This window comes from Sphaerisporangium krabiense, assembly GCF_014200435.1.
GTDB classification, from domain to species: domain Bacteria; phylum Actinomycetota; class Actinomycetes; order Streptosporangiales; family Streptosporangiaceae; genus Sphaerisporangium; species Sphaerisporangium krabiense.
The window spans coordinates 5,068,614-5,088,447 of record NZ_JACHBR010000001.1 but is presented as its reverse complement, the minus strand read 5'-3'; the positions used below and the strand labels follow the sequence as shown (position 1 = coordinate 5,088,447).

At 71.6% G+C, this 19,834-nt stretch carries 20 protein-coding genes; 10 read left to right on the top strand and 10 right to left on the bottom strand.

All coding sequences use genetic code 11. From position 1 onward, the window contains the following. Window positions 1-88: 88 nt before the first annotated feature. The 5 genes from eccB to BJ981_RS39315 all read left to right on the top strand — a co-directional run bounded on the left by eccB (window position 89) and on the right by BJ981_RS39315 (window position 4,245). On the top strand, window positions 89-1,525 hold the full coding sequence (gene eccB, locus BJ981_RS22395) for a type VII secretion protein EccB (protein WP_184613425.1): 1,437 nt from the start codon (window positions 89-91) through the stop codon (window positions 1,523-1,525). 187 nt (window positions 1,526-1,712) lie between these two features. Next, complete coding sequence (locus BJ981_RS22390) at window positions 1,713-2,027, top strand: WXG100 family type VII secretion target (protein WP_184613423.1); 315 nt, start codon at window positions 1,713-1,715, stop codon at window positions 2,025-2,027. A gap of 54 nt (window positions 2,028-2,081) precedes the next feature. Further along, window positions 2,082-2,396, top strand: a complete 315-nt coding sequence (locus tag BJ981_RS22385) for a WXG100 family type VII secretion target (RefSeq protein WP_184613421.1) — start codon at window positions 2,082-2,084, stop codon at window positions 2,394-2,396. A 62-nt stretch (window positions 2,397-2,458) separates the two neighbouring features. Beyond that, window positions 2,459-2,848, top strand: a complete 390-nt coding sequence (locus tag BJ981_RS22380) for a hypothetical protein (protein WP_184613419.1) — start codon at window positions 2,459-2,461, stop codon at window positions 2,846-2,848. A 65-nt stretch (window positions 2,849-2,913) separates the two neighbouring features. After that, window positions 2,914-4,245: a WXG100 family type VII secretion target gene (locus BJ981_RS39315; RefSeq protein ID WP_184613417.1), complete on the top strand. Its 1,332-nt coding sequence runs from the start codon at window positions 2,914-2,916 to the stop codon at window positions 4,243-4,245. A gap of 503 nt (window positions 4,246-4,748) precedes the next feature. On the opposite strand, the gene BJ981_RS22370 is transcribed toward BJ981_RS39315, so the two are convergent. The 4 genes from BJ981_RS22370 to BJ981_RS22355 form a co-directional block, all read right to left on the bottom strand. Next, the gene (locus BJ981_RS22370) at window positions 4,749-6,071 is read right to left on the bottom strand and encodes a hemolysin family protein (RefSeq protein WP_184613415.1); all 1,323 of its coding nucleotides are present in this window, start codon (window positions 6,069-6,071) and stop codon (window positions 4,749-4,751) included. Further along, complete coding sequence (ybeY, locus tag BJ981_RS22365) at window positions 6,068-6,547, bottom strand: rRNA maturation RNase YbeY (RefSeq protein ID WP_184613412.1); 480 nt, start codon at window positions 6,545-6,547, stop codon at window positions 6,068-6,070. The genes BJ981_RS22370 and ybeY overlap by 4 nt, the downstream gene beginning before the upstream one ends. An 8-nt stretch (window positions 6,548-6,555) precedes the next feature. Then, window positions 6,556-7,512 carry a PhoH family protein gene (locus tag BJ981_RS22360; RefSeq protein ID WP_239123214.1) on the bottom strand — a complete coding sequence of 319 codons (957 nt, stop codon included), beginning with the start codon at window positions 7,510-7,512 and terminating at the stop codon, window positions 6,556-6,558. 332 nt (window positions 7,513-7,844) lie between these two features. Further along, window positions 7,845-8,189: a histidine triad nucleotide-binding protein gene (locus BJ981_RS22355; protein WP_184613408.1), complete on the bottom strand. Its 345-nt coding sequence runs from the start codon at window positions 8,187-8,189 to the stop codon at window positions 7,845-7,847. 240 nt (window positions 8,190-8,429) lie between these two features. Here BJ981_RS22355 and BJ981_RS22350 point away from each other — a divergent pair, with 240 nt between their 5' ends. Further along, the gene (locus tag BJ981_RS22350) at window positions 8,430-8,942 is read left to right on the top strand and encodes a SigE family RNA polymerase sigma factor (RefSeq protein WP_184616318.1); all 513 of its coding nucleotides are present in this window, start codon (window positions 8,430-8,432) and stop codon (window positions 8,940-8,942) included. Continuing rightward, window positions 8,939-9,676: a hypothetical protein gene (locus BJ981_RS22345; protein ID WP_184613406.1), complete on the top strand. Its 738-nt coding sequence runs from the start codon at window positions 8,939-8,941 to the stop codon at window positions 9,674-9,676. Before BJ981_RS22350 ends, BJ981_RS22345 begins: the two co-directional genes overlap by 4 nt. Before the next feature lie 76 nt (window positions 9,677-9,752). On the opposite strand, the gene BJ981_RS22340 is transcribed toward BJ981_RS22345, so the two are convergent. The 3 genes from BJ981_RS22340 to hrcA all read right to left on the bottom strand — a co-directional run bounded on the left by BJ981_RS22340 (window position 9,753) and on the right by hrcA (window position 12,698). Beyond that, on the bottom strand, window positions 9,753-10,487 hold the full coding sequence (locus BJ981_RS22340; protein ID WP_184613404.1) for a 16S rRNA (uracil(1498)-N(3))-methyltransferase: 735 nt from the start codon (window positions 10,485-10,487) through the stop codon (window positions 9,753-9,755). A gap of 63 nt (window positions 10,488-10,550) precedes the next feature. Beyond that, window positions 10,551-11,687, bottom strand: coding sequence for a molecular chaperone DnaJ (gene dnaJ / locus BJ981_RS22335; RefSeq protein WP_184613401.1), 1,137 nt, complete (start codon window positions 11,685-11,687; stop codon window positions 10,551-10,553). Next, window positions 11,688-12,698, bottom strand: a complete 1,011-nt coding sequence (gene hrcA, locus BJ981_RS22330; protein WP_184616317.1) for a heat-inducible transcriptional repressor HrcA — start codon at window positions 12,696-12,698, stop codon at window positions 11,688-11,690. Window positions 12,699-13,143: 445 nt separating this feature from the next. On the opposite strand from hrcA, the gene BJ981_RS22325 reads away from it, so the two are divergent. Beyond that, the gene (locus BJ981_RS22325; protein WP_184613399.1) at window positions 13,144-13,800 is read left to right on the top strand and encodes a hypothetical protein; all 657 of its coding nucleotides are present in this window, start codon (window positions 13,144-13,146) and stop codon (window positions 13,798-13,800) included. Window positions 13,801-13,820: 20 nt separating this feature from the next. Then, entirely contained in the window at window positions 13,821-14,642 is an 822-nt protein-coding gene (locus BJ981_RS22320; RefSeq protein ID WP_184613397.1) for a DUF3097 domain-containing protein, read from the top strand. 12 nt (window positions 14,643-14,654) lie between these two features. On the opposite strand, the gene hemW is transcribed toward BJ981_RS22320, so the two are convergent. Both hemW and lepA read right to left on the bottom strand, forming a co-directional pair. Continuing rightward, window positions 14,655-15,872, bottom strand: coding sequence for a radical SAM family heme chaperone HemW (gene hemW / locus BJ981_RS22315; protein ID WP_184613395.1), 1,218 nt, complete (start codon window positions 15,870-15,872; stop codon window positions 14,655-14,657). A 4-nt stretch (window positions 15,873-15,876) separates the two neighbouring features. After that, window positions 15,877-17,706, bottom strand: coding sequence for a translation elongation factor 4 (lepA, locus tag BJ981_RS22310; RefSeq protein ID WP_184613393.1), 1,830 nt, complete (start codon window positions 17,704-17,706; stop codon window positions 15,877-15,879). Window positions 17,707-18,064: 358 nt separating this feature from the next. Here lepA and rpsT point away from each other — a divergent pair, with 358 nt between their 5' ends. Next, on the top strand, window positions 18,065-18,337 hold the full coding sequence (gene rpsT / locus BJ981_RS22305; protein ID WP_184613390.1) for a 30S ribosomal protein S20: 273 nt from the start codon (window positions 18,065-18,067) through the stop codon (window positions 18,335-18,337). 64 nt (window positions 18,338-18,401) lie between these two features. Here rpsT and BJ981_RS22300 read toward each other — a convergent pair whose 3' ends face one another. Beyond that, on the bottom strand, window positions 18,402-18,944 hold the full coding sequence (locus tag BJ981_RS22300) for a dihydrofolate reductase family protein (RefSeq protein ID WP_184613388.1): 543 nt from the start codon (window positions 18,942-18,944) through the stop codon (window positions 18,402-18,404). Between the last annotated feature and the right edge of the window lie 890 nt (window positions 18,945-19,834).

Sequence of the window (19,834 nt, the reverse complement as noted above, 5' to 3'; positions counted from 1 at the left end):
GGTGGATTCGCACACTAGTCCACGCCCCCGCGCACCGCACGCGCTTCTATGCTGGCGGCCATGATCCGCCAGGCAAGGCTGGGGTGACATGCAGACCCGTCGCGATCTCTACCAGGCGCACCGGCTGATGATGCAGCGCCTCGGCACGGCGCTGCTCCAGGGCGAGCCCGACGTCCCCGAGTCGCCCATGCGCAGGCACAACGTCGCCATGTTCTGCGGCGTGCTGCTGGCGGTGCTGGTGACGGCCGCGTTCGGCATCTGGGGGCTGATCAAGCCCGGCGGCGCCACCGCGCTCACCGAGCCGGGCACGCTGATCGTCGAGGAGGAGACCGGCGCGACGTACGTGTACAGCGAGCGGGACGCCAGGCTGCTGCCGGTGGCCAACTACACCTCGGCCCGCCTGCTGCTGGACACCCAGCAGGTCACGGTGCGCACGGTGTCGTCGGCGTCGCTGCACGGGTTCTCGCGGGGGACGCTGGTGGGCATCCCGGGCGCGCCGGACTCGCTGCCCCGGCCCGAGCGGCTCGTCCACGGCCCGTGGTCGGCGTGCGTCGCCGAGGCCGTGGAGCCGGACGGCACGCGCAGGCCGTATAGCACGCTGGTGGGCGGCATGGACGTCGGCGGCAGGCCGTTCGGGCCGGAGGCGATGATCGCCGACGACGGGCAGCAGTCCTGGATGGTGCTGGCCGACCGCCGTATGCGCGTGCCGGACTCCGTCGTCCGCGCCCTCGCGGAGGGCCGGGACCGCCAGGTTCCGGCGAGCTGGCTGAACGCGCTTCCCATCGGCCCGGACTTCCGGGCGCCCAAGATCCCCGGGCTCGGGCGCGCGACCCGGGGCCCCGACGGGCGGGCGTCGGCGGCCGGGCGGGTGTACAAGGTGCCGGGCGTGACCGGCGGCGGGGACCGCTGGTACGTGCTGCTGCGCGACGGCCTCGCCACGCTGACCCAGACGCAGGCCACCCTCCTGCTGGAGGACCCCGCCACCAAGGCGGCGTACGGCCGCGCGCCGGTGGAGCCGGTCGAGGTGGACGCCGCGCACGCCAACGCGGCGCCCCGGTCGGCCACCTCCCTGGCCGCCGAGGGCCTGCCCGCGACGATGCCGGTGATCGGCGCGCCGGACCGGTCGGCCCCGCTGTGCGCGGTGTACTCCGACACCGGGAAGGGGTCCACGCGGGCGCGGCTGACGATCGGCGGGCGGCTGCGGATGCCGGTGCCGCCCGCGGCGGGTTCCGACCAGGACCACTTCGACCAGGTGCTGCTGCCGCCGGGGGGCGCGGTGCTCGCGGGTCTGCTTCCCGGCGACGGGCAGCTCGACGCGGTGCGCGACTACTCGCTGGTCACCGACCAGGGCCGCAGGTTCGCGCTCGCCTCGGCCGACCTGGTGGCCAGGCTCGGGTACGGCGACGCCGACGTCGCGCCGGTGCCCGCCCACCTGCTGCACCTGATCCCGGAGGGCCCCGTCCTGGATCCGGCCGCCGCGCGCACGCCCGTGCCGATCACCGCGGCGGACGCCGTCAGACCGTGAGACAGGCGAGAAGGTTTTCTGTCAGATGTACGGAAAACCGTTATTGACTCGCAATGCGACACATGACCACCCTGTGGTGATTGATCCTAGTGTTTCAGACGATCAGCATCGCGGGGGCACGACGATGCGTTATCCGCATTGCGGGCCGCCGTGGGCATGGCCAGGCCGTACTCCATGGAGGTAACCCGTGGGCCAGCAGACCGCTGCGAATCTCCCCCAGATCGTCGAGGCCGCCAAGAAGACCGACACCGCGCACTCCCTGATCGGCGGCATCCAGACCCAGCTGCAGGGCCACGTGACCGACCTGCGCGCGGGGTGGGGCGGCCAGTCCGGAATGGCGTTCGAGTCCGTCTACAACCAGTGGAACACCGAGCTCGGCATCGTGCTGCGCGAGCTGCAGGAACTGGCGAGGAAGCTGCACGCCACCGAGACCCAGTACCGCAGGACCGAGGACGCGCAGGCCGCCACGGCCCACCGGCTCACCGCCGACATCAACGTCTGACGCCGCCCGGCGCGACCCGCGACCTGAACCGGAACTCCAGGAACGGAGATCATCATGGCTGGCATCAACAACGACGTCGACCGCACGCTGGTCAATTTCGGCTCGATGGCCACCGGGCGCCAGGACTTCGCCCGCCAGTGGCAGGCGATGGAGGGCACGCTCCAGCAGCTCGAGACCGACCTCGACCGCCTGCTCGGCGAGTGGGACGGCGACGCGCGCAACGCCTACTGGGGCGCGCGGGCGCAGTGGGACGCCGCCTCCGGGCGCATGGCCGCCCTGCTCCAGCGCCTCGGCGCGGTGATCGAGCAGGGGCACGAGAACTTCTCGCTCGCCGAGAAGGCCAACGTCGCGATGTTCGACGGCAAGTGACGGGAACGCGCACTCCCCGGCCGTCCCGGACGGGGCGGTCGCCGAGAACCTAGGGGACAGAGATGGGCGATCACGGAGAGAGCGGCTTCGCCTACAACGGCTTCCGTCTCGACGACAAGTGGCCGGGCCTGGAGGCGCCCAAGGACGGCGTCGACGTCCACCATCCCACCGTGAAGAACCTGATCAAGGCGCTGGAGAAGGACATCGAGCGGCTCAAGGGCTACGCCGCCGGCACCTCGGCGCACCTCAAGGGACATGGTCAGGTGACGGCGGGCCACCTCGGCGAGTGGGACGCGGCCCAGCAGCTCGCCGTGGTCTTCGGCAAGGGGCACACGGCGATCACGGTGAGCTACGACAAGCTGATCGCCCAGTACGAGGCCGCGGTGGTGGCGGCGAAGGCGGCGTTCGCCAACATCGGCAAGGCGGAGACCGCGAGCACGACCGACACGTGACGCGGTCGTGGCCCGCGGCGGGTGATCGACGCGGCATGTGATCGACAACGAGGCGATGGGTTGACATGGACCGGATCAGCGACATTCAGCCGATCAAGGCGGGGACGACGGCGCCGCACGGGGACTCCGGCTCCTACGGGGGCGTCGAGAGCGTGCGGAACAAGCTCCAGAACACCGACCCCGACGGCGTGGCCACGGCGGGCGCCGCCTACATCCGCGCGGCCGAGGTGCTCGGCGACACCATGTCGCTGCTGGAGTCGGTCGCCGGCACGATGGCCGGGGACTGGAAGGACAAGTCGTCCGCACAGGCGCAGCAGGCGCTGCGGATGCTGCACGCCTCCGCCCGCGAGCTGTCGGAGCGGGCCAGGCAGGTCGGCGCGGCGCACAACCTCTACGCCGAAGAGCTGCGCAAGGCCAGGGCGGACCTGCCGGACGGCGGCTGGTTCAGCTGGGACGACGACATCGGCGAGAACTGGAAGACCATCTCGCCGGTCACCATCATCTCGGGCGCCATCGCCGGGGAGACCGAGTCCGACAACGACAAGGCGCGCAAGCACCTCGAAGAGCTGAACAAGCAGATCACCGCGGTCTACGAGAAGCTTCCCCCCGACGTGACGACCGTCCTGCCCGCGCCGGGACCGCCGGTCACCCTGCCGGTGACCACGGTGGACTACCCGGGCGGCGGCGACCCGTACAAGGGCTCGCCGTTCACGGGTTCGCCCTACACCGGCGGCACCGGCATGCCGAAGTTCTCGGGCACGGGCGGCGACGGCACGCTGCTGAACCCGGACGGCAGCATCGGCGGGCCGAAGGTGCCCGGGCCGGACGTGACCGGGCCCGGCACCGGCGGCCCCGGTACCGGCGGCCCGGGCGACGGCGGCGTACCGCCCGTGACGGGCGGCCCCGGCGACCCGGGCGCCGGCGTTCCCGGCGGCACGCAGAACGGCGGTCAGCCGCCCGCGCTGGACCCCAACGACCCGAGGTCCACCAACCTGGCGGGCATCCAGCCGAACCCGACGACCATGCCGCCCGGCGGGACCCAGCTCAACACGCCCCCGGGGCTCAACCCCAACGGCGTCCCGAACCTGACCAATCCGACGGGCACGATCCCGCCGGGCGGCTACACCGCCCCCCTCGGCTCGGTCCCGTACGGCGCCGGCCCGCTCGGCGCGGTCGGCGGGACGTCGTACGGCGGCCCGGGCGGCGCCGGGTCAGGGGCGCCGGGGGTGAACGGCCGCGCGGCGGCGGCGAACGGCGCCATGGGCGGCATGCCGTTCATGCCGATGGGCGGCGCCGGCGGCGAGGCGAACCAGGAGCGCGAACGCTCGACCTGGCTCACCGAGGACGAGAGCGTCTGGGGCGGCGACGGACCCGTGGCCCCCAGCGTCATCTCCTGAGGCCCCGCACGGACCACCGCGTCGGACGTCCCGGGAAGGGATCGTCCATCGCTCGCGAACGGAAGCCGGCGCGCTCAGACGGCGGCCTCGTGAAACCCCAAAAGGGCGCCCCACCCACCCAGCCCGGGTGGGGCGCCCTTTTGGCGTGGCGCGCCCCGGCCGGTCTCCCGGCCGGGGCCGTCACGCCATCCCCCCGGCTCTGGCCGGCCTGCCGCGAACCCCTCCCCGGCACACCGGCCCTCCCCCTTACCGGCGCCCCGAGCCGTTGAGCGCCTGAGAAAAAGATCCCACGCCCCACTTGCAAGCCACTTAAAGGATGCTTGCCGCCAATAGCCACATAAGCCACAACCCGCCCGCACTTCGGAGACGCCGGCCCTCTGAACAGCACGGACGTACTCGGCCCGGCGATGGACGGAAATCCGACCGGCGAGAAGGTGAGCGTCCCGGGCGCACGGAAACCGGGCGGCGCCCGCCCCTCGGCCCCGCCGGCCGGAGCGGCGCGGTCAGGCGCCGGACTTCTCCTGGACCTCTTCGGCGGGCTCGGCGGGGTCCTCGGGTGGGGGGAGGCGGTGGACGACGACCGTGCTGATGCGGTTGCGGCGGCCGGCGGTGCTCTCGGCGGTGAGGGTGAGGCCGTCCACGGTGGCGCGGGAGCCGGCGATGGGCACGCGGCCGAGGGCGTGCGCGAGCAGACCGCCGACCGTGTCGACGTCCTCGACGTCCAGCTCGACGTCGAACAGCTCGCCGAGCTCGTCGACCGGCAGCCGCGCGGTGACCCGGGCGCCGCCGTCCTCCAGCCACTCCACGCGCGGCGCCTCCTGGTCGTACTCGTCGGTGATCTCCCCGACGATCTCCTCCAGGACGTCCTCGATCGTGACCAGGCCGGCCGTGCCGCCGTACTCGTCGATGACGATCGCCAGGTGGATCTGGCGCGCCTGCATCTCGCGCAGCAGCTCGTCGATCGGCTTGCTCTCGGGCACGTACGTGGCGGGGCGCATGAGCGAGGAGACCTTCTCGCCCTCGGCCTCGCCGTCGCCGCCGGCCTCGTGGACGCGCCGCACGATGTCCTTGAGGTAGGCGATGCCGACGACGTCGTCCTCGTTCTCGCCGACCACGGGGATGCGTGAGAAGCCGCTGCGCAGCGCCAGCGACAGGGCCTGGGACAGGGTCTTGCCGCGCTCGATGAACACCATGTCCGTGCGGGGCACCATGACCTCGCGGACGAGGGTGTCCCCCAGCTCGAACACCGAGTGGATCATCTGGCGCTCGTCGGGCTCGATGACCCGGCGCTCCTCGGCCAGGTCCACCAGCTCACGCAGCTCGGCCTCGGAGGTGAACGGGCCCTCGCGGAAGCCCTTGCCGGGCGTCAGCGCGTTGCCGAGAAGGATCAGCAGCTTGGGCAGCGGCCCGAAGATGCGGGTGAGCCCGTAGACGATGGGCGCGCTGGCCAGCGCGATGGGCTCGGCGTGCTGGCGGCCGAGCGTGCGCGGCGAGACGCCGACGATGACGTAGCTGATCACGATCATCACGCCGGCGGCCACGGCGTACGCCTGACCCTCGTCGCCCAGCCAGTCGATGAACAGCAACGTGGCGACCACCGTGGCGACCAGCTCGCAGCTCAGCCTGAGCAGCAGCACGAGGTTCAGGTAGCGGGGCGGGTCGGCGACGATCGCCTGAAGGCGCTGGGCGCCGCGCCTGCCCTTGCGGACGAACTCCTCGGCGCGCACGCGGGAGATGCGCGTCAGCGCCGTCTCCGCGCCGGCCAGCAGGCCACCGACGACGATCAGAAGGGCGGCGGAGATCAGCCACCCACCGGGGGAACTCACGGCTCCCGCCGCACCTCCCGCCACGCGTCCAGCAACTCGCCCTGGAGGCCGAACATCTCCGCGTGCTCCTCGGGCTCGGCGTGGTCATAGCCGAGGAGGTGCAGGATGCCGTGGGTGCACAGGAGCTCCAGCTCGTCGGCGGTGCTGTGGCCGGCCTCCGCGGCCTGCCTGGCCGCGACCTGCGGGCACAGCACCACGTCGCCGAGGAGCGCGGGGTCGAGCGGGGCGTCGCCCTCCTGGCGGGATCCGCCGGGGCTCGGCCGCAGCTCGTCCATGGGGAAGGCGAGCACGTCCGTCGGGCCGGGCTCGCCCATCCACTTCTCGTGCAACTGGGACATCGCCGGCTCGTCCACGACGAGGATGGAGAGCTCGGCGAGAGGATGGATGCCCATGCGCCCGAGCACATGTCCGGCCAGCTTCGCGAGCGCGGTCTCGTCGACCTCGACGCCCGACTCGTTGGCCACCTCGATACTCATCGCGTTCTCTATCTCTCCCGCGGGCGCTTGCCGCCCTTGATGGCGTGGGGCTCGGCGGTCGCGAGGTCGTGACGGCTGTAGGCGTCGATGATGTCGCTCACCAGCTTGTGCCGCACGACGTCCGCGCTCGTCAGCCTGCTGAAATGGATGTCCGGAATGCCATCCAGGATATCCTGGACGACCTTGAGCCCGCTTTGCTGCCCGCCCGGAAGGTCGATCTGGGTGACGTCACCGGTGACGACGATCTTGGCTCCGAAGCCCAGGCGCGTGAGGAACATCTTCATCTGCTCGGGCGAGGTGTTCTGCGCCTCGTCCAGGATGATGAAGGCGTCGTTGAGCGTGCGCCCGCGCATGTACGCGAGCGGGGCGACCTCGATCGTGCCGGCGGCCATCAGGCGCGGGATCGAGTCGGGGTCGAGCATGTCGTGCAGGGCGTCGTAGAGCGGGCGCAGGTAGGGGTCGATCTTCTCGTAGAGGGTGCCGGGCAGGAAGCCGAGCCGCTCGCCGGCCTCGACCGCGGGGCGGGTGAGGATGATGCGGTTGACCTCTTTGGCCTGCAGGGCCTTCACGGCCTTGGCCATGGCCAGGTAGGTCTTGCCCGTGCCGGCGGGGCCGATGCCGAAGACGATGGTGTGCTTGTCGATCGCGTCGACGTAGCGCTTCTGGTTCACCGTCTTGGGGCGGATCGTGCGGCCGCGGGAGGACAGGATGTCCAGGGACAGCACGTCGGCGGGGCGGCCGGAGCTCATGCGGAGCATGGCGATGCTGCGCTCGACGGCGTCGGTGGTGAGCTGTGCCCCGGACCTGACGAGCTCGACCATCTCCTCGAACAGCCGCACGACGAGGCTGCTCTCCTCGGGGCTGCCGCTGATGGTGATCTCGTTGCCGCGCACGTGGACGTCCGCGCGGAAGGCGCCTTCGATGACCCGCAGGAGCTCGTCACGGGAGCCCAGGATGGTCACCATGGAATGATCGTCGGGGATCACCACTTTGGCCTGGGTGCGGGACGGGCCCTTGGCGCGCGGAGGTTCGCTGGTGGGTGCGCCGTTCCTGGCGGCACCGCGGGGTTCTTGTGACTCGGACATGGGCGGCCTTTGCGGCCTGCTCGCCTCCCGGTCTGGATGTGCTGCTGTCGCGGGTTCGATGTGGATGGCTGGTCGCGCTCGCCCGGATGACCGTCGATGCCCGTCGATGACGTCTCGTGCCCGGCCCGGCCGTGCCGCCGACCCAGGCCCATCGTATCCGGGACGCGCCCTTCCCGCAGGCCAGGTGCGCGCCCCTCGGGGGCCCCGGAGGATCAGCCGGGAGGCCAGTGCATCGTCCGGCCGCCGAGCACGTGTCCGTGCACGTGGAACACCGTCTGGCCCGCGGCCGGGCCGGTGTTGAACACGAAGCGGTAGCCGTCCTCGGCCACGCCTTCCTGGACGGCGATCGCGTGGGCGGCCGTGAGGACCTCGTCGGCGAGGCCGTCGTCGGCCGCCGCGAGCGCCGCGGCGTTCTCGTAGTGGCCCTTGGGGATGACCAGCACGTGGGTGGGCGCCTGCGGGTTGACGTCCCGGAAGGCGACCGTGCGCGCGGTCTCGTGGACGATCGTGGCGGGGACGTCCCCGCTGACGATCTTGCAGAACAGGCAGTCTGTCACGGCGGAATGGTAGTCACCTCCGTTGCCAATCGGTAATCCCGAGGTGGTCCCGCCGAAAGATCCTCCCGGCTAGGGTTGATGTGCGACACTTCAGCGGCAGACAACGTTCAGTGTCGGCGAGGCCACCGTCGAGGACACAACTGGGTCATGCCCCCTAAAGAACCGGCAGAGCGTAAACCCTCTGGGAAGGCCGTGCGTCCAACAGATGTGACCACCGAGACCCTCGTGGCCGAAAGGTCGATGGGGGCGGTGCCCGTCGGGTGGGACGCCGACACGGCCGTTACGGCGCTTTACAGCGCCCACTATCGGTCGCTAGTGCGTCTCGCCGTGCTGTTGGTACGCGACACCGCGACCGCGGAGGAAGTCGTCCAGGACGCCTTCGTCGCCCTCCACGGTGCGTGGCGTCGCCTGCGCGACCCCGACAAGGCACTCGCCTACCTGCGCCAATCGGTCGTGAACCGATCCCGCTCCGTGCTGCGCCATCGCGCCGTCGTGGAGAAGTACGCTCCCAAGGGCCTGCCCGACGCTCCGAGCGCGGAGAACGGGGCGATCGGGGAGCTTGAGCGGTCGGCCGTCATCGAGGCGCTGCGCGGCCTGCCCACCAGACAGCGCGAAGCCTTGGTGCTGCGGTATTACGGCGACCTTTCGGAAGCGGAGATCGCTGATGCCATGGGCATCAGCAAGGGTGCGGTGAAAAGCCACACAGCCCGCGGAATGGCCGCACTACGCACTGTACTGGAGCAATTGTCATGACCGAGGCCCCCGACGAGTCCGGCGATATCTTGCGCCGTGTCTTGCGCGCGGAGGCGGAGTCTGTCGTCCCGTCCGCGGACGGACTGGAGATCATTCGCACCCGCATCGAGCAGCGCGGCACGCGCGGCCTGCGAGGCGTCTTCTGGTGGCGGGCCGGCGCGTCGGCGCTGGGCGCGGTCCTGGTCGCCGCCACCGTGGTGATGCTCGTGCCCAACCTGCGCGAGCAGTTCACCCCCGACCAGCACCCCATCGTGCAGGTCGAGTACAACACCGACCCGCCCGACGAGTCGAGCACGCGCAGGCCCTGGATCAATCCGAGCCGCCAGCCCGTGACCGGCACGCAGCGCGCGGTGCCGGGCGCGACGACCTCGGCGGGGCCGTCTCCCACGGCCAAGCCGACGCCGTCGCCCACGCCGGGCTCGGAGTGCCCGACGGCGGTTCCGTCCCCGGCCGAGCCGGGCGCCCTGGAGTCGGCGGGCCCCTGCGCCTCCCCCGCGCCGACCGGCGGGTCTCCCGAGGAGACCACCCGGCCGGGGCCGTCGCGCAAGCCCACGCCGAGCCCGACGCCCACCGCGACCCGGGTGCCGCCGCCCACGCCGACGGCGACCACGACACCGGAGACCTGCCACTCGTGCACGCCGGCCCCGACGGCGAGCGTCCCTCCCTCCGCCACCCCGCAGATGACGGCGGAGGGCTCCACCGGGACGCTCACGTCGGAGACGCTGCAGAGCTGATCGAAGGCCCGCACGCGCCTCCCGGCGACCCTGAGGGGCCGTAGAGAGGCGCCTGCGGGCCTTCGCGCTTTCGTGTCTACCAGCGGCCGGTGCGGGCCAGCAGCACGGCCGCCGCGGCCACCCCGGCCGTCGAGGTGCGCAGGACGGTCGGCCCGAGCAGCGCCGCGGTGGCCCCGGCCTCCCGGAACGCGGCGATCTCGTCGTCGGTGACGCCGCCCTCGGGCCCGACGACGATCACGATGTCGCCGCCGTCCTCCGCCGACGGCACCGGCAGCCGGGACAGCGGCTCGGCGGCCTCCTCGTGCAGCACCGCGGCGGCCGAGGCGTCCTCGATCAGCCGCGCGACCTCCGCGGTCGTGGCCTGCTCGGCGATCTCGGGCAGGTGGAAGCGCCTGGCCTGCTTGCCCGCCTCCCTGGCCGCCGACCTCCAGCGGGCCAGCGCCTTGCCCGCGCGCTCGCCCTTCCACTGCGTCACGCAGCGCGCCGCGGCCCACGGCACGATGACGTCCACCCCGGCCTCGGTCATCATCTCGACGGCCAGCTCGCCCCGGTCGCCCTTGGGCAGGCCCTGCACGACGACCAGGCGCGGCGCGGGCGCGGGGACGTCGTACCGGCCGAGCACCCGCAGCCGCAGCGCGTCCTTGCCGGCGGACTCCACGGCGCACTCGGCGACCGCGCCCCTGCCGTCGGTGAGGTCGACGCGCTCCCCGGCGCGCAGCCTGCGGACGGTCGCGGCGTGCCGCCCCTCGGGGCCGGACAGGAGGATCTCGTCGCCGGACAGGTCGCCGGCGAGGAACACGGGGACGCTCACCCGCAAACCTTAGTGCCGGGCGCCGCCCACGACGCCACGGGACCCGGCAGGACCGGGCCCGCGTCAGCGGCCGTTGAAGGCGTCCCTGAGCCGGGAGAAGAAGCCCTGCTGCCCGGGCGCGAACTTGCCGGGCGGGCGCTCCTCGCCGCGCAGCTTGGCCAGCTCCTTGAGCAGTTCCTCCTGCGCCGGGTCGAGCCGGTGGGGGGTCTCCACGTTGACGTGGATCAGCAGGTCACCCCTGCCCGTCTCGTTGAGCCGCTGGATGCCCCGGCTGTAGAGGGGGATGACCTGCCCGGACTGGGTGCCGGGGCGCACGTCGATCTCCTCGGCGCCGTCCAGGGTCTCCACCGTGAGGATCGTGCCGAGGGCGGCGGCCGTCATGGGGATCTGCACGGTGCAGTGCAGGTCGTCGCCGCGGCGCTCGAAGATGGAGTGCGGACGCTCGACGATCTCCAGGAACAGGTCGCCGGGCGGGCCGCCGCCGGGACCGACCTCGCCCTCGCCGGCGAGCTGGATGTGGGTGCCGTCCTCGACGCCGGCGGGGATGCGCACCTTGATCGTGCGGCGGGTGCGCACCCGGCCGTCGCCGGAGCACTCCTGGCAGGGGTGGGAGATGATCGAGCCGAAGCCGCCGCACTGCGGGCACGGCCGCGAGGTCATCACCTGGCCGAGGAACGACCGGGTGACCTGCGAGACCTCGCCGCGGCCGTGGCACATGTCGCAGGTGTCGGGGTGGGTGCCCGGCGCGGCGCCGGATCCCGTGCAGACCCCGCACACCACGGCGGTGTCGACGACCAGCTCGCGCGTGGTGCCGAACGCGGACTCCGACAGGTCCAGCTCGACGCGGATGGTCGCGTTGCGCCCGCGCCTGGCCCGGGACCGCGGCCCGCCGCGCGCGGCGCCGGCCCCGCCGAAGAAGGCGTCCATGATGTCGCTGAACGGGAAACCCGCGCCGAAGCCCGCGGCGCCCGCGCCCGCTGCCCCGCCCATCGGGTCGGCGCCGAGATCGAACATCTGGCGCTTGTTCGGGTCCGACAGGACCTCGTACGCCTGGTTGATCTCCTTGAAACGCTCCTGCGTCTCCGGGTCGGGGTTGACGTCGGGGTGCAGCTCGCGGGCGAGCCGGCGGTACGCCTTCTTGATCTCGTCCTGGCTGGCGTCACGGCGGACCCCGAGGATGCCGTAATAGTCGCGGGCCACCTAGGACCCCGCCAGGATCTGGCCGACATAGCGCGCCACCGCGCGCACCGCTCCCATAGTCACCGGGTAGTCCATTCGCGTCGGGCCCAGCACTCCGAGCCGAGCCAGTTCGTTGTCGCCCGAACCGTATCCTGCGGCGACGATCGAGGTGCCGTGAAGACCCGAGTACGGGTTCTCCGAACCGATGCGCACCATAAGCGCGGAATGTTCGTCCGCCTCGCCGAGCAGCCGCATGAGCACGACCTGCTCCTCCAGGGCTTCGAGAACATCGCGCAGGCCCACGGTGAAGTCGCCCGCGAGGTTGGCCGCCCCGGCGAAGATGATCTTCTCCTCGTGGCGGTCGACCAGAGTCTCCAGCAACACCGAAAGGATAGTGGCCGCCGCCGGTCGCTCTTCCTCGGGAAGCCGCTCGGGGAGATCGGCGACCGTGTCGGGCACGCGGCTGAGCCCGCACCCGTCCAGCGAGGCGTTCAGCAGCGCCCGCAGATGCGCGATGCGATCGTCCGCCACGCCCTCGGGAAGATCGACGACACGCTGCTCCACCCGGCCGGTGTTGGTGATCAGCACCAGCATGATGCGCCGCTCGGCGAGCGGCACCAACTCGACATGACGCACCGTCGAGCGGGTCAGCGAAGGGTACTGGACCACCGCGACCTGACGGGTGAGCTGGGCGAGCAGCCGGACCGTGCGCGTGACGACGTCGTCGAGGTCGACGGCGCCGGCGAGGAACGTCTCGATCGCCCGGCGTTCCGCCGCCGACATCGGTTTGATCTGGGACAGCTTGTCGACGAACAGCCGGTAACCCTTGTCGGTCGGCACGCGGCCCGCGCTGGTGTGCGGCTGCGTGATGTACCCCTGCTCTTCGAGCACGGCCATGTCGTTGCGGACGGTGGCCGGGGAGACGCCCAGATTGTGGCGCTCGGCCAACGCCTTTGACCCGACCGGCTCGTTGGTGGACACGTAATCTTCGACAACGGCGCGCAGGACGGCCAGCTTACGGTCGTCGAGCAACGTGCTCACCTCCTGCCTCGCGATCGTGCCTGCGTGAACAGCTGGCTGGCACTCTGTGTTCCTGAGTGCCAAGTGTACGGCCCCGGCCGTCGGCGTGCGATAACTCGTCGGCACGACCTCACCCGGTCAGTGACAAGCCACTTGCTATCTGATGACAAGACCCGTCGTCCACACTGGGATCATGACCGAGAACGAGCCAGGTCCGGGCGGCCCGGCACCCCGGATCCCGCGCCAGGGCACCCCGGAACACCACGGCCCGCCCCCTGTTCCCCCGCCCGGCGCCCCCCGTCCGCACGGAGGTCCCGTCCCCGGCGGCCCCGCGTACGGCCCTCCCCCGGCGGGCGGCCCCACGGTCCCGCCGCCCGGCGGCCCACCGCGAGGCCCGGGACCCGCCGGCCCCGGCGGACGTCCCGGGCCGTCCGCCGTGCCACCCCAGGGCGGCCCCGTGCCGGGACCGCCGCCCGGCGGCCCGGCGTACGGCGCCCCGGGCGTCCCGCGCTCCGCGGCGCCGCTGCGTCCCCGCAGGCGCTGGATCCCGCTCGCCTGGCTGGTCTTCCTCGTCAGCGTCGTCGTAGGCGTCTGGACGGGTTTCAGCGGCTTCGTGGGCGCCGTCGAGCAGATCGCCCCGACCCACGTCTTCCAGAGCGGCGGCAAGGTGTCCGCTCCCCTGAACCCGCTGGACCAGCCCGTCCTGTACGCCTCGGCGTCCGGGCCGACCAACGTGACCTGTCTCGCCCAGGACGTCGCGGGCCGGCCCGTGAAGCTCACCCCGACGTCCGTCCGCCAGACGATCACCGCGAACGGGCGCACCTGGGAGGGCATGTTCGACATCTCCGTGCCCGCCGCCGGCACCTACCAGATCGGCTGCGAGTCCCAGGGCGGGAAGGTCCTCTTCGGGATCGGCAAGCGCCTGACCGCCGGCGCCGGCGACTTCGCCAAGGGTGCGGCGTACCTGTTCCTGATCCCCCTCGCGGGCTTCCTGTTCGCGTCGATCGTCACGATCGTGATCGTCGTCCGGCGCCGCCGTGCCCGCGCCGCCCGCACGGCCGAGACACGCGGCGCGTGGCCGCAGGCGCCCCAGGGGCCCCATCCGCGGGTCTGATTTTGCTAGCGTGCCCGGTTATGCGGGACTACGGACGTGACGTGCTCGCCGGCGACTGGCGCAGGCCCCTGCGGGGGAAGATCCCCCAGGTGCCCGCCGAACCCGGCCTCGTGGTCGAGGACGCCGGCGGCGGCTTCTGCGGCGCCGTCGTGGCCTGCGACAAGGAGGCCGTGACGCTGGAGGACCGCTTCGGGCGGCGGCGGCTGTTCCCGCTCGCCCCCGCGGCCTTCCTGCTGGAGGGCAAGCCGGTCACGCTGGTGCGCCCGGCGCCCTCCGCCCCGTCCGGCCCGGCGCGCAGCGCGTCCGGGTCGATCGCGGTCGCCGGGCTGCGGGCGCGGGTCGCCAAGGAGAGCCGGATCTACGTCGAGGGCCTCCACGACGCGTCCCTGGTCGAGAAGATCTGGGGCCACGACCTGCGCGTGGAGGGCGTCGTCGTCGAGTACCTCGAAGGGGTGGACGACCTGCCGGCGATCGTCGAGGAGTTCGGCCCCGGCCCCGGGCGCCGCCTCGGGGTGCTGGTGGACCACCTGGTGGCCGGGTCCAAGGAGAGCCGCATCGCCGCCGAGGTCACCTCGCCGCACGTGCTCGTCGTGGGCCACCCGTTCGTGGACGTCTGGCAGGCCGTCAAGCCCTCGGCGGTCGGCATCCCCGCCTGGCCGCAGGTGCCGCGCGGCGTCCCCTGGAAGGAGGGCGTGATCGCCGCCCTCGGCTGGCGCGGCGAGCCCGCGGACGCCTGGCGGCGCATCCTGGGCTCCGTGCGCGGCTACGCCGACCTGGAACCCGAGTTGCTCGGCCGGGTCGAGGAACTGATCGACTTCGTGACCGCCGAGGACGCCTCCTGACCCTCGCCCGGCTCAGGCCAGGTCGCGGATCAGCGCGTCGGCGAGCAGGCGGCCCTTCAGGGTGAGGACGGCACGGCCCGCGCGGAACGGCCCCGGGTCGAGCAGGCCGTCGCCGAGCGCGCGGGCGAGGGTCGTGCGGGCGTCCGGGCCGATCTCGGCCACGGGGAAGCCCGAGTCCAGCCGCAGCTCCAGCATCAGCCGCTCGACGTACCGGTCCTCGGGGGTCAGCACCTCGCGGGCGTGGGCCGGGGAACGTCCCTCGGCCAGGCGCGCGGCGTACGCGGCGGGGTGCTTGACGTTCCACCAGCGCGTGCCGCCGACATGGCCGTGCGCGCCGGGGCCGACGCCCCACCAGTCGCCGCCGGTCCAGTACAGCAGGTTGTGGCGGCAGCGGGCGGGCCCGGAGGTCGCCCAGTTGGAGACCTCGTACCAGGAGAAACCGGCCGCCGCGAGCATCGCGTCGGCGACCAGGTAGCGGTCGGCGGCCACGTCGTCGTCCGGCATGGGCAGCTCGCCCCTGCGGATCCGGGCGGCGAGGCGGGTGCCGTCCTCCACGATCAGCGAGTACGCCGAGACGTGGTCGGGGCCGGCCTCGATCGCGGCGGCCAGCGAGGCCCGCCAGTCGTCGTCGCTCTCACCGGGAGTGCCGTAGATCAGGTCCAGGTTGACGTGCGCGAACCCGGCGGCGCGCGCCTCGCGGACGGCCTCGGCGGGACGGCCGGGGGTGTGGCGGCGGTCGAGGACGGCCAGGACGTGCTCGCGCGCGCTCTGCATGCCGAAGCTGATCCGGTTGAAGCCCCCGGCGCGCAACGCCTCCAGCGAGGCGGGATCGACCGACTCGGGGTTGGCCTCGGTGGTGACCTCGGCGTCCGGGGCGAGCCCGAACTCCTCGCCGATCGCGCGCAGCACCCGCGTCAGGTCCCCGGCGGAGAGCAGGGTGGGCGTGCCCCCGCCGAAGAACACGGTGCGGACGGGCAGGTCGGCGTCGCCGAGCACGCGGCGGGCCAGCCGCACCTCCTCGACGGCCGTGGCGGCGTAGTCGGCGCGCGAGGCGCCGGGGCCGAGCTCGGCGGCGGTGTAGGTGTTGAAGTCGCAGTAGCCGCAGCGCGTGACGCAGAACGGCACGTGCACGTAGAAGCCGAACGGGCGCGTGCCGAGCCCCTCGCGGGCGCTGCCGGGCAGCGCCCCCGACGCGGGGACCGGATCGCCGTCCAGGAGCGCGGAAGGCACGGGACTACTTCTTGCCGGCCTTGTCCGCGGCGGAGCCCTCGGTGGACAGCGCGGCCACGAACGCCTCCTGGGGGACCTCGACGCGCCCGACCATCTTCATGCGCTTCTTGCCCTCCTTCTGCTTCTCCAGCAGCTTGCGCTTGCGGCTGATGTCACCGCCGTAGCACTTGGCGAGGACGTCCTTGCGTATGGCGCGGATGTTCTCGCGGGCGATGACCCGCGCGCCGATGGCCGCCTGGATCGGCACCTCGAACTGCTGCCGCGGGATCAGCTCCTTGAGCTTCTTGGCCATCTCGACCCCGTAGGCGTAGGCCTTCTCGCGGTGCACGATCGCGCTGAACGCGTCGACGGCCTCGCCCTGGAGCAGGATGTCCACCTTGACCAGGTCGGCCTCCTGCTCGCCCGAGGGCTCGTAGTCGAGCGAGGCGTACCCGCGGGTGCGGGACTTGAGCTGGTCGAAGAAGTCGAAGATGATCTCGGCGAGCGGCAGCGTGTAGCGGATCTCGACCCGGTCCTCGGAGAGGTAGTCCATGCCGAGGAGCGAGCCGCGGCGGGCCTGGCACAGCTCCATGATCGCGCCGATGTGGTCGGACGGGGACAGCAGCGTCGCCTTCACCACCGGCTCGAAGATCTGGGCGATCTTGCCGGCCGGGAACTCCGAGGGGTTGGTGACGACGAGCTCCTTGCCGTCCTCCATGACGACCCGGTAGATGACGTTGGGCGCCGTGGAGATCAGCGACAGGTTGAACTCGCGCTCCAGCCGCTCGCGGACGATCTCCATGTGCAGCAGGCCGAGGAAGCCGCAGCGGAAGCCGAAGCCGAGCGCCGCCGAGGTCTCGGGCTCGTACACGAGCGCCGCGTCGTTGAGGCGCAGCTTGTCCAGGGCCTCGCGCAGCTCGGTGTACTCGTCGCCGTCGATCGGATAGAGGCCCGAGTAGACCATGGGCTTGGGGTGCTCGTACCCGCCGAGGGCCTCCCCGGCAGGGCGGACGACGGAGGTGACCGTGTCGCCCACACGGGCCTGGCGGACGTCCTTCACGCCGGTGATCAGGTAGCCGACCTCGCCGACGCCGAGCGAGGCGGCGGGCACCGGCTCGGGCGAGATGACGCCGATCTCCAGCGTCTCGTGCGCGGCGCCGGTGGACATCATGATCGTGCGCTCGCGCTTGGAGAGCTGCCCGTCCACCACGCGGACGTAGGTCACCACGCCGCGGTAGGTGTCGTACACCGAGTCGAAGATCAGCGCGCGGGCCGGCGCCGCGGCGTCGCCCACCGGGGCCGGGATGTGCGCCACGACGTGGTCGAGCAGCTCGGCCACGCCCACGCCGGTCTTGCCCGACACCCGCAGCACGTCGGACGGCTCGCAGCCGATGAGGTGCGCCAGCTCCTCCGCGTACTTGTCGGGCTGGGCGGCCGGCAGGTCGATCTTGTTGAGCACCGGGATGATGTGCAGGTCGGCGTTCATGGCCAGGTAGAGGTTGGCCAGGGTCTGCGCCTCGATGCCCTGCGCGGCGTCGACCAGCAGGACGGCGCCCTCGCACGCCTCCAGCGACCGGGACACCTCGTAGGTGAAGTCCACGTGCCCCGGAGTGTCGATCATGTTGAGCACGTGGCCGTCCCACGGGAGGCGCACGGCCTGCGACTTGATCGTGATGCCGCGCTCGCGCTCGATGTCCATGCGGTCGAGGTACTGCGCGCGCATCTGCCGGTCGTCGACCACACCGGTGAGCTGCAACATCCGGTCGGCGAGCGTGGACTTGCCGTGGTCGATGTGCGCGATGATGCAGAAGTTGCGGATCAGCGCGGGGTCGGTCTGGCCAGGCTGGGTGCGCACCGGGGTCCGTTTCGGCAGGTAGACGATGATCGGGCGGCTGGCGGGCCAGCCGGTGTCCGTCGTGACGCGCCGGGTCGTCCCCGGGAGGCGTCACCCCGGACAGCAGAGCAGCGCGGTTCGCACACCGGCGTCGCATCGCCGGGGCGCCGGGGCCGCGCTCTTCCCCCCAGTTTACCGGGCACCAAGAGCGACAAGCTCGTCGCCGGGTTAAGATGGACGGCGCAGGTGTGTGCCACGGTCTCTCGGGTCGTTGATTTGAGGGCTCACTCGGCATGTTGGTAGCCTGTTCCTCTGCGTGTGGCGCGCCCTCTCTGCCCGCGCGTCCACCAATCCGACCGACTTTCACCGAGGCTTCTTCGTGGCGAACATCAAGTCCCAGATCAAGCGCAACCGGCAGAACGAGAAGGCCCGGCTGCGTAACAAGGCCGTCAAGTCGTCCCTCAAGACGGCAGTCCGCAAGTTCCGCGAGGCCGCCGACCAGGGCAACGCGGAGGAGGCCGCCGCGTTCATGCGCGCCGCCGCCCGCCAGCTCGACAAGGCCGCCAGCAAGGGCGTCATTCACAAGAACCAGGCGGCCAACCGCAAGTCGGCCATCGCCAAGCGCGCCGCCGCGCTGCAGGCCGCCAAGTAGGACCGGCAGCCCCGAGTTCACGCGAACGCCGCGCCCGTCACGGACGCGGCGTTTCGTCATGTCCTCACCCGGCCACGCGATACCACAGGTTCGTCGCCGGCGATCCCTCGCTCACGCCGACGCGTTCGAGCCCGACCGTGGCGCCGCCCGGATGGTCGAAGAGGCGTACGCCGTCGCCCAGCATGACCGGCACGACCATCACCAGCACCTCGTCCAGAACGCCCGCCTCCAGGCACTGGCGAGCGACATCCGCGCCGATGATGTTGACGTACTTCCCGCCTGCCGCCGCCTTGGCCCTGCTCACCGCGTCGCCGAGATCGGTCACGAAGGTGACGTCCCGCACGGGCGTCGCGGGCGGATTGTGGGTGAGCACGAACTGCGGCCCACTCCACCCGCCCCCGAACGCCTTGCCCTCCGCGGGCGTGCCGCGGTGCGGGTCATCGCCGCGGAAGGTGCGATTCCCCACCAGGAGCGCACCGATGCTCGCGATGAGTTCGGGCACCAGGGGGTTCGGCCCGAGGTACCCGGTAAGCCAGGACATGTCACCGCCGGGACCGGCGATGAAGCCGTCCACCGACATGGCGGCCGAGTAGAGCATCTTGGACATGGTCCACCTCCGTCGAGGTCGTTGCGTTTCTCCCCCTGTCATGACACCGGCACCGTGCAGAACTCATCGGCCGACGCGGCCCACCCGCCGTCCGGCGGCGTAGGGACCCGGCCGAAGACCGGGAACAGGCCGCGATCGCGCACGCTACGCGAGCGCACCGACCAGCACGGCCAGGCCGCGCCACACCGGCACCGTCCTCACGTACGGTAATCGATGTCGTCGAATTCACGGATCAGCGTTGTCACGCGAAAGCATGAAGTCGCTCACGGAATGCGATTCTCCCGGCGCCGGCGGCGTTACCGATCACACGCACGGTACTGCGCGCCACTTCTCTTCGTGACCACGGGGACCTTCGCCGTAACCGAACAGGATTCTCGGCCGAGCCAGGGCCATCGATCATTCGTGACCGAATGATGGGCCACACGTCGACAAATGTGCGCGATTACGCGGATATGTCGGCATCGGCCGAGGTGGCAGGTTTCATCGCGGCCGTAACACGCGATGCTATGAAGCGCCGATATGGCGATGAACACGGCGAATCCGGAAAGCGACAATCCGCCCCCACGACGCCGCCGCCGATCGAGGCCAACGTCATCAAGAAATCACCCGACCATCCAAGAATGACGTTCCACTGGAGGTCGGATTCGTTTTCACGACCTTTTCAGCCGCTTTTGAGATGGCCGTAGCCCCGCCATTTACATTACAGTTCGGCAACATACCGTCACACGCGACCTGCGCGTTTGACGCACCGTCACGGACACGCACCGTCACGAAATCCGTCCCCTGTGCGAGGCGCACGTAGACAGACGGCCTCCATCCAGTCATTCGATCCTATGTTCGAACAGCCGTGCCGTCACGCTGCGTGGACCTTGACCGTCCAGCTCACGGCC

Coding starts and splice junctions, on each gene's coding strand:
- BJ981_RS22300 (WP_184613388.1), bottom strand. CDS start 18,944: ATGTCCAAGATGCTCTACTCGGCCGCCATGTCGGTGGACGGCTTCATC.
- BJ981_RS22345 (WP_184613406.1), top strand. CDS start 8,939: ATGACCGAGGCCCCCGACGAGTCCGGCGATATCTTGCGCCGTGTCTTG.
- BJ981_RS22385 (WP_184613421.1), top strand. CDS start 2,082: ATGGCTGGCATCAACAACGACGTCGACCGCACGCTGGTCAATTTCGGC.
- eccB (WP_184613425.1), top strand. CDS start 89: ATGCAGACCCGTCGCGATCTCTACCAGGCGCACCGGCTGATGATGCAG.
- ybeY (WP_184613412.1), bottom strand. CDS start 6,547: ATGAGTATCGAGGTGGCCAACGAGTCGGGCGTCGAGGTCGACGAGACC.
- BJ981_RS22350 (WP_184616318.1), top strand. CDS start 8,430: ATGGGGGCGGTGCCCGTCGGGTGGGACGCCGACACGGCCGTTACGGCG.
- BJ981_RS22360 (WP_239123214.1), bottom strand. CDS start 7,512: ATGGTGACCATCCTGGGCTCCCGTGACGAGCTCCTGCGGGTCATCGAA.
- BJ981_RS22320 (WP_184613397.1), top strand. CDS start 13,821: ATGCGGGACTACGGACGTGACGTGCTCGCCGGCGACTGGCGCAGGCCC.
- BJ981_RS22380 (WP_184613419.1), top strand. CDS start 2,459: ATGGGCGATCACGGAGAGAGCGGCTTCGCCTACAACGGCTTCCGTCTC.
- BJ981_RS39315 (WP_184613417.1), top strand. CDS start 2,914: ATGGACCGGATCAGCGACATTCAGCCGATCAAGGCGGGGACGACGGCG.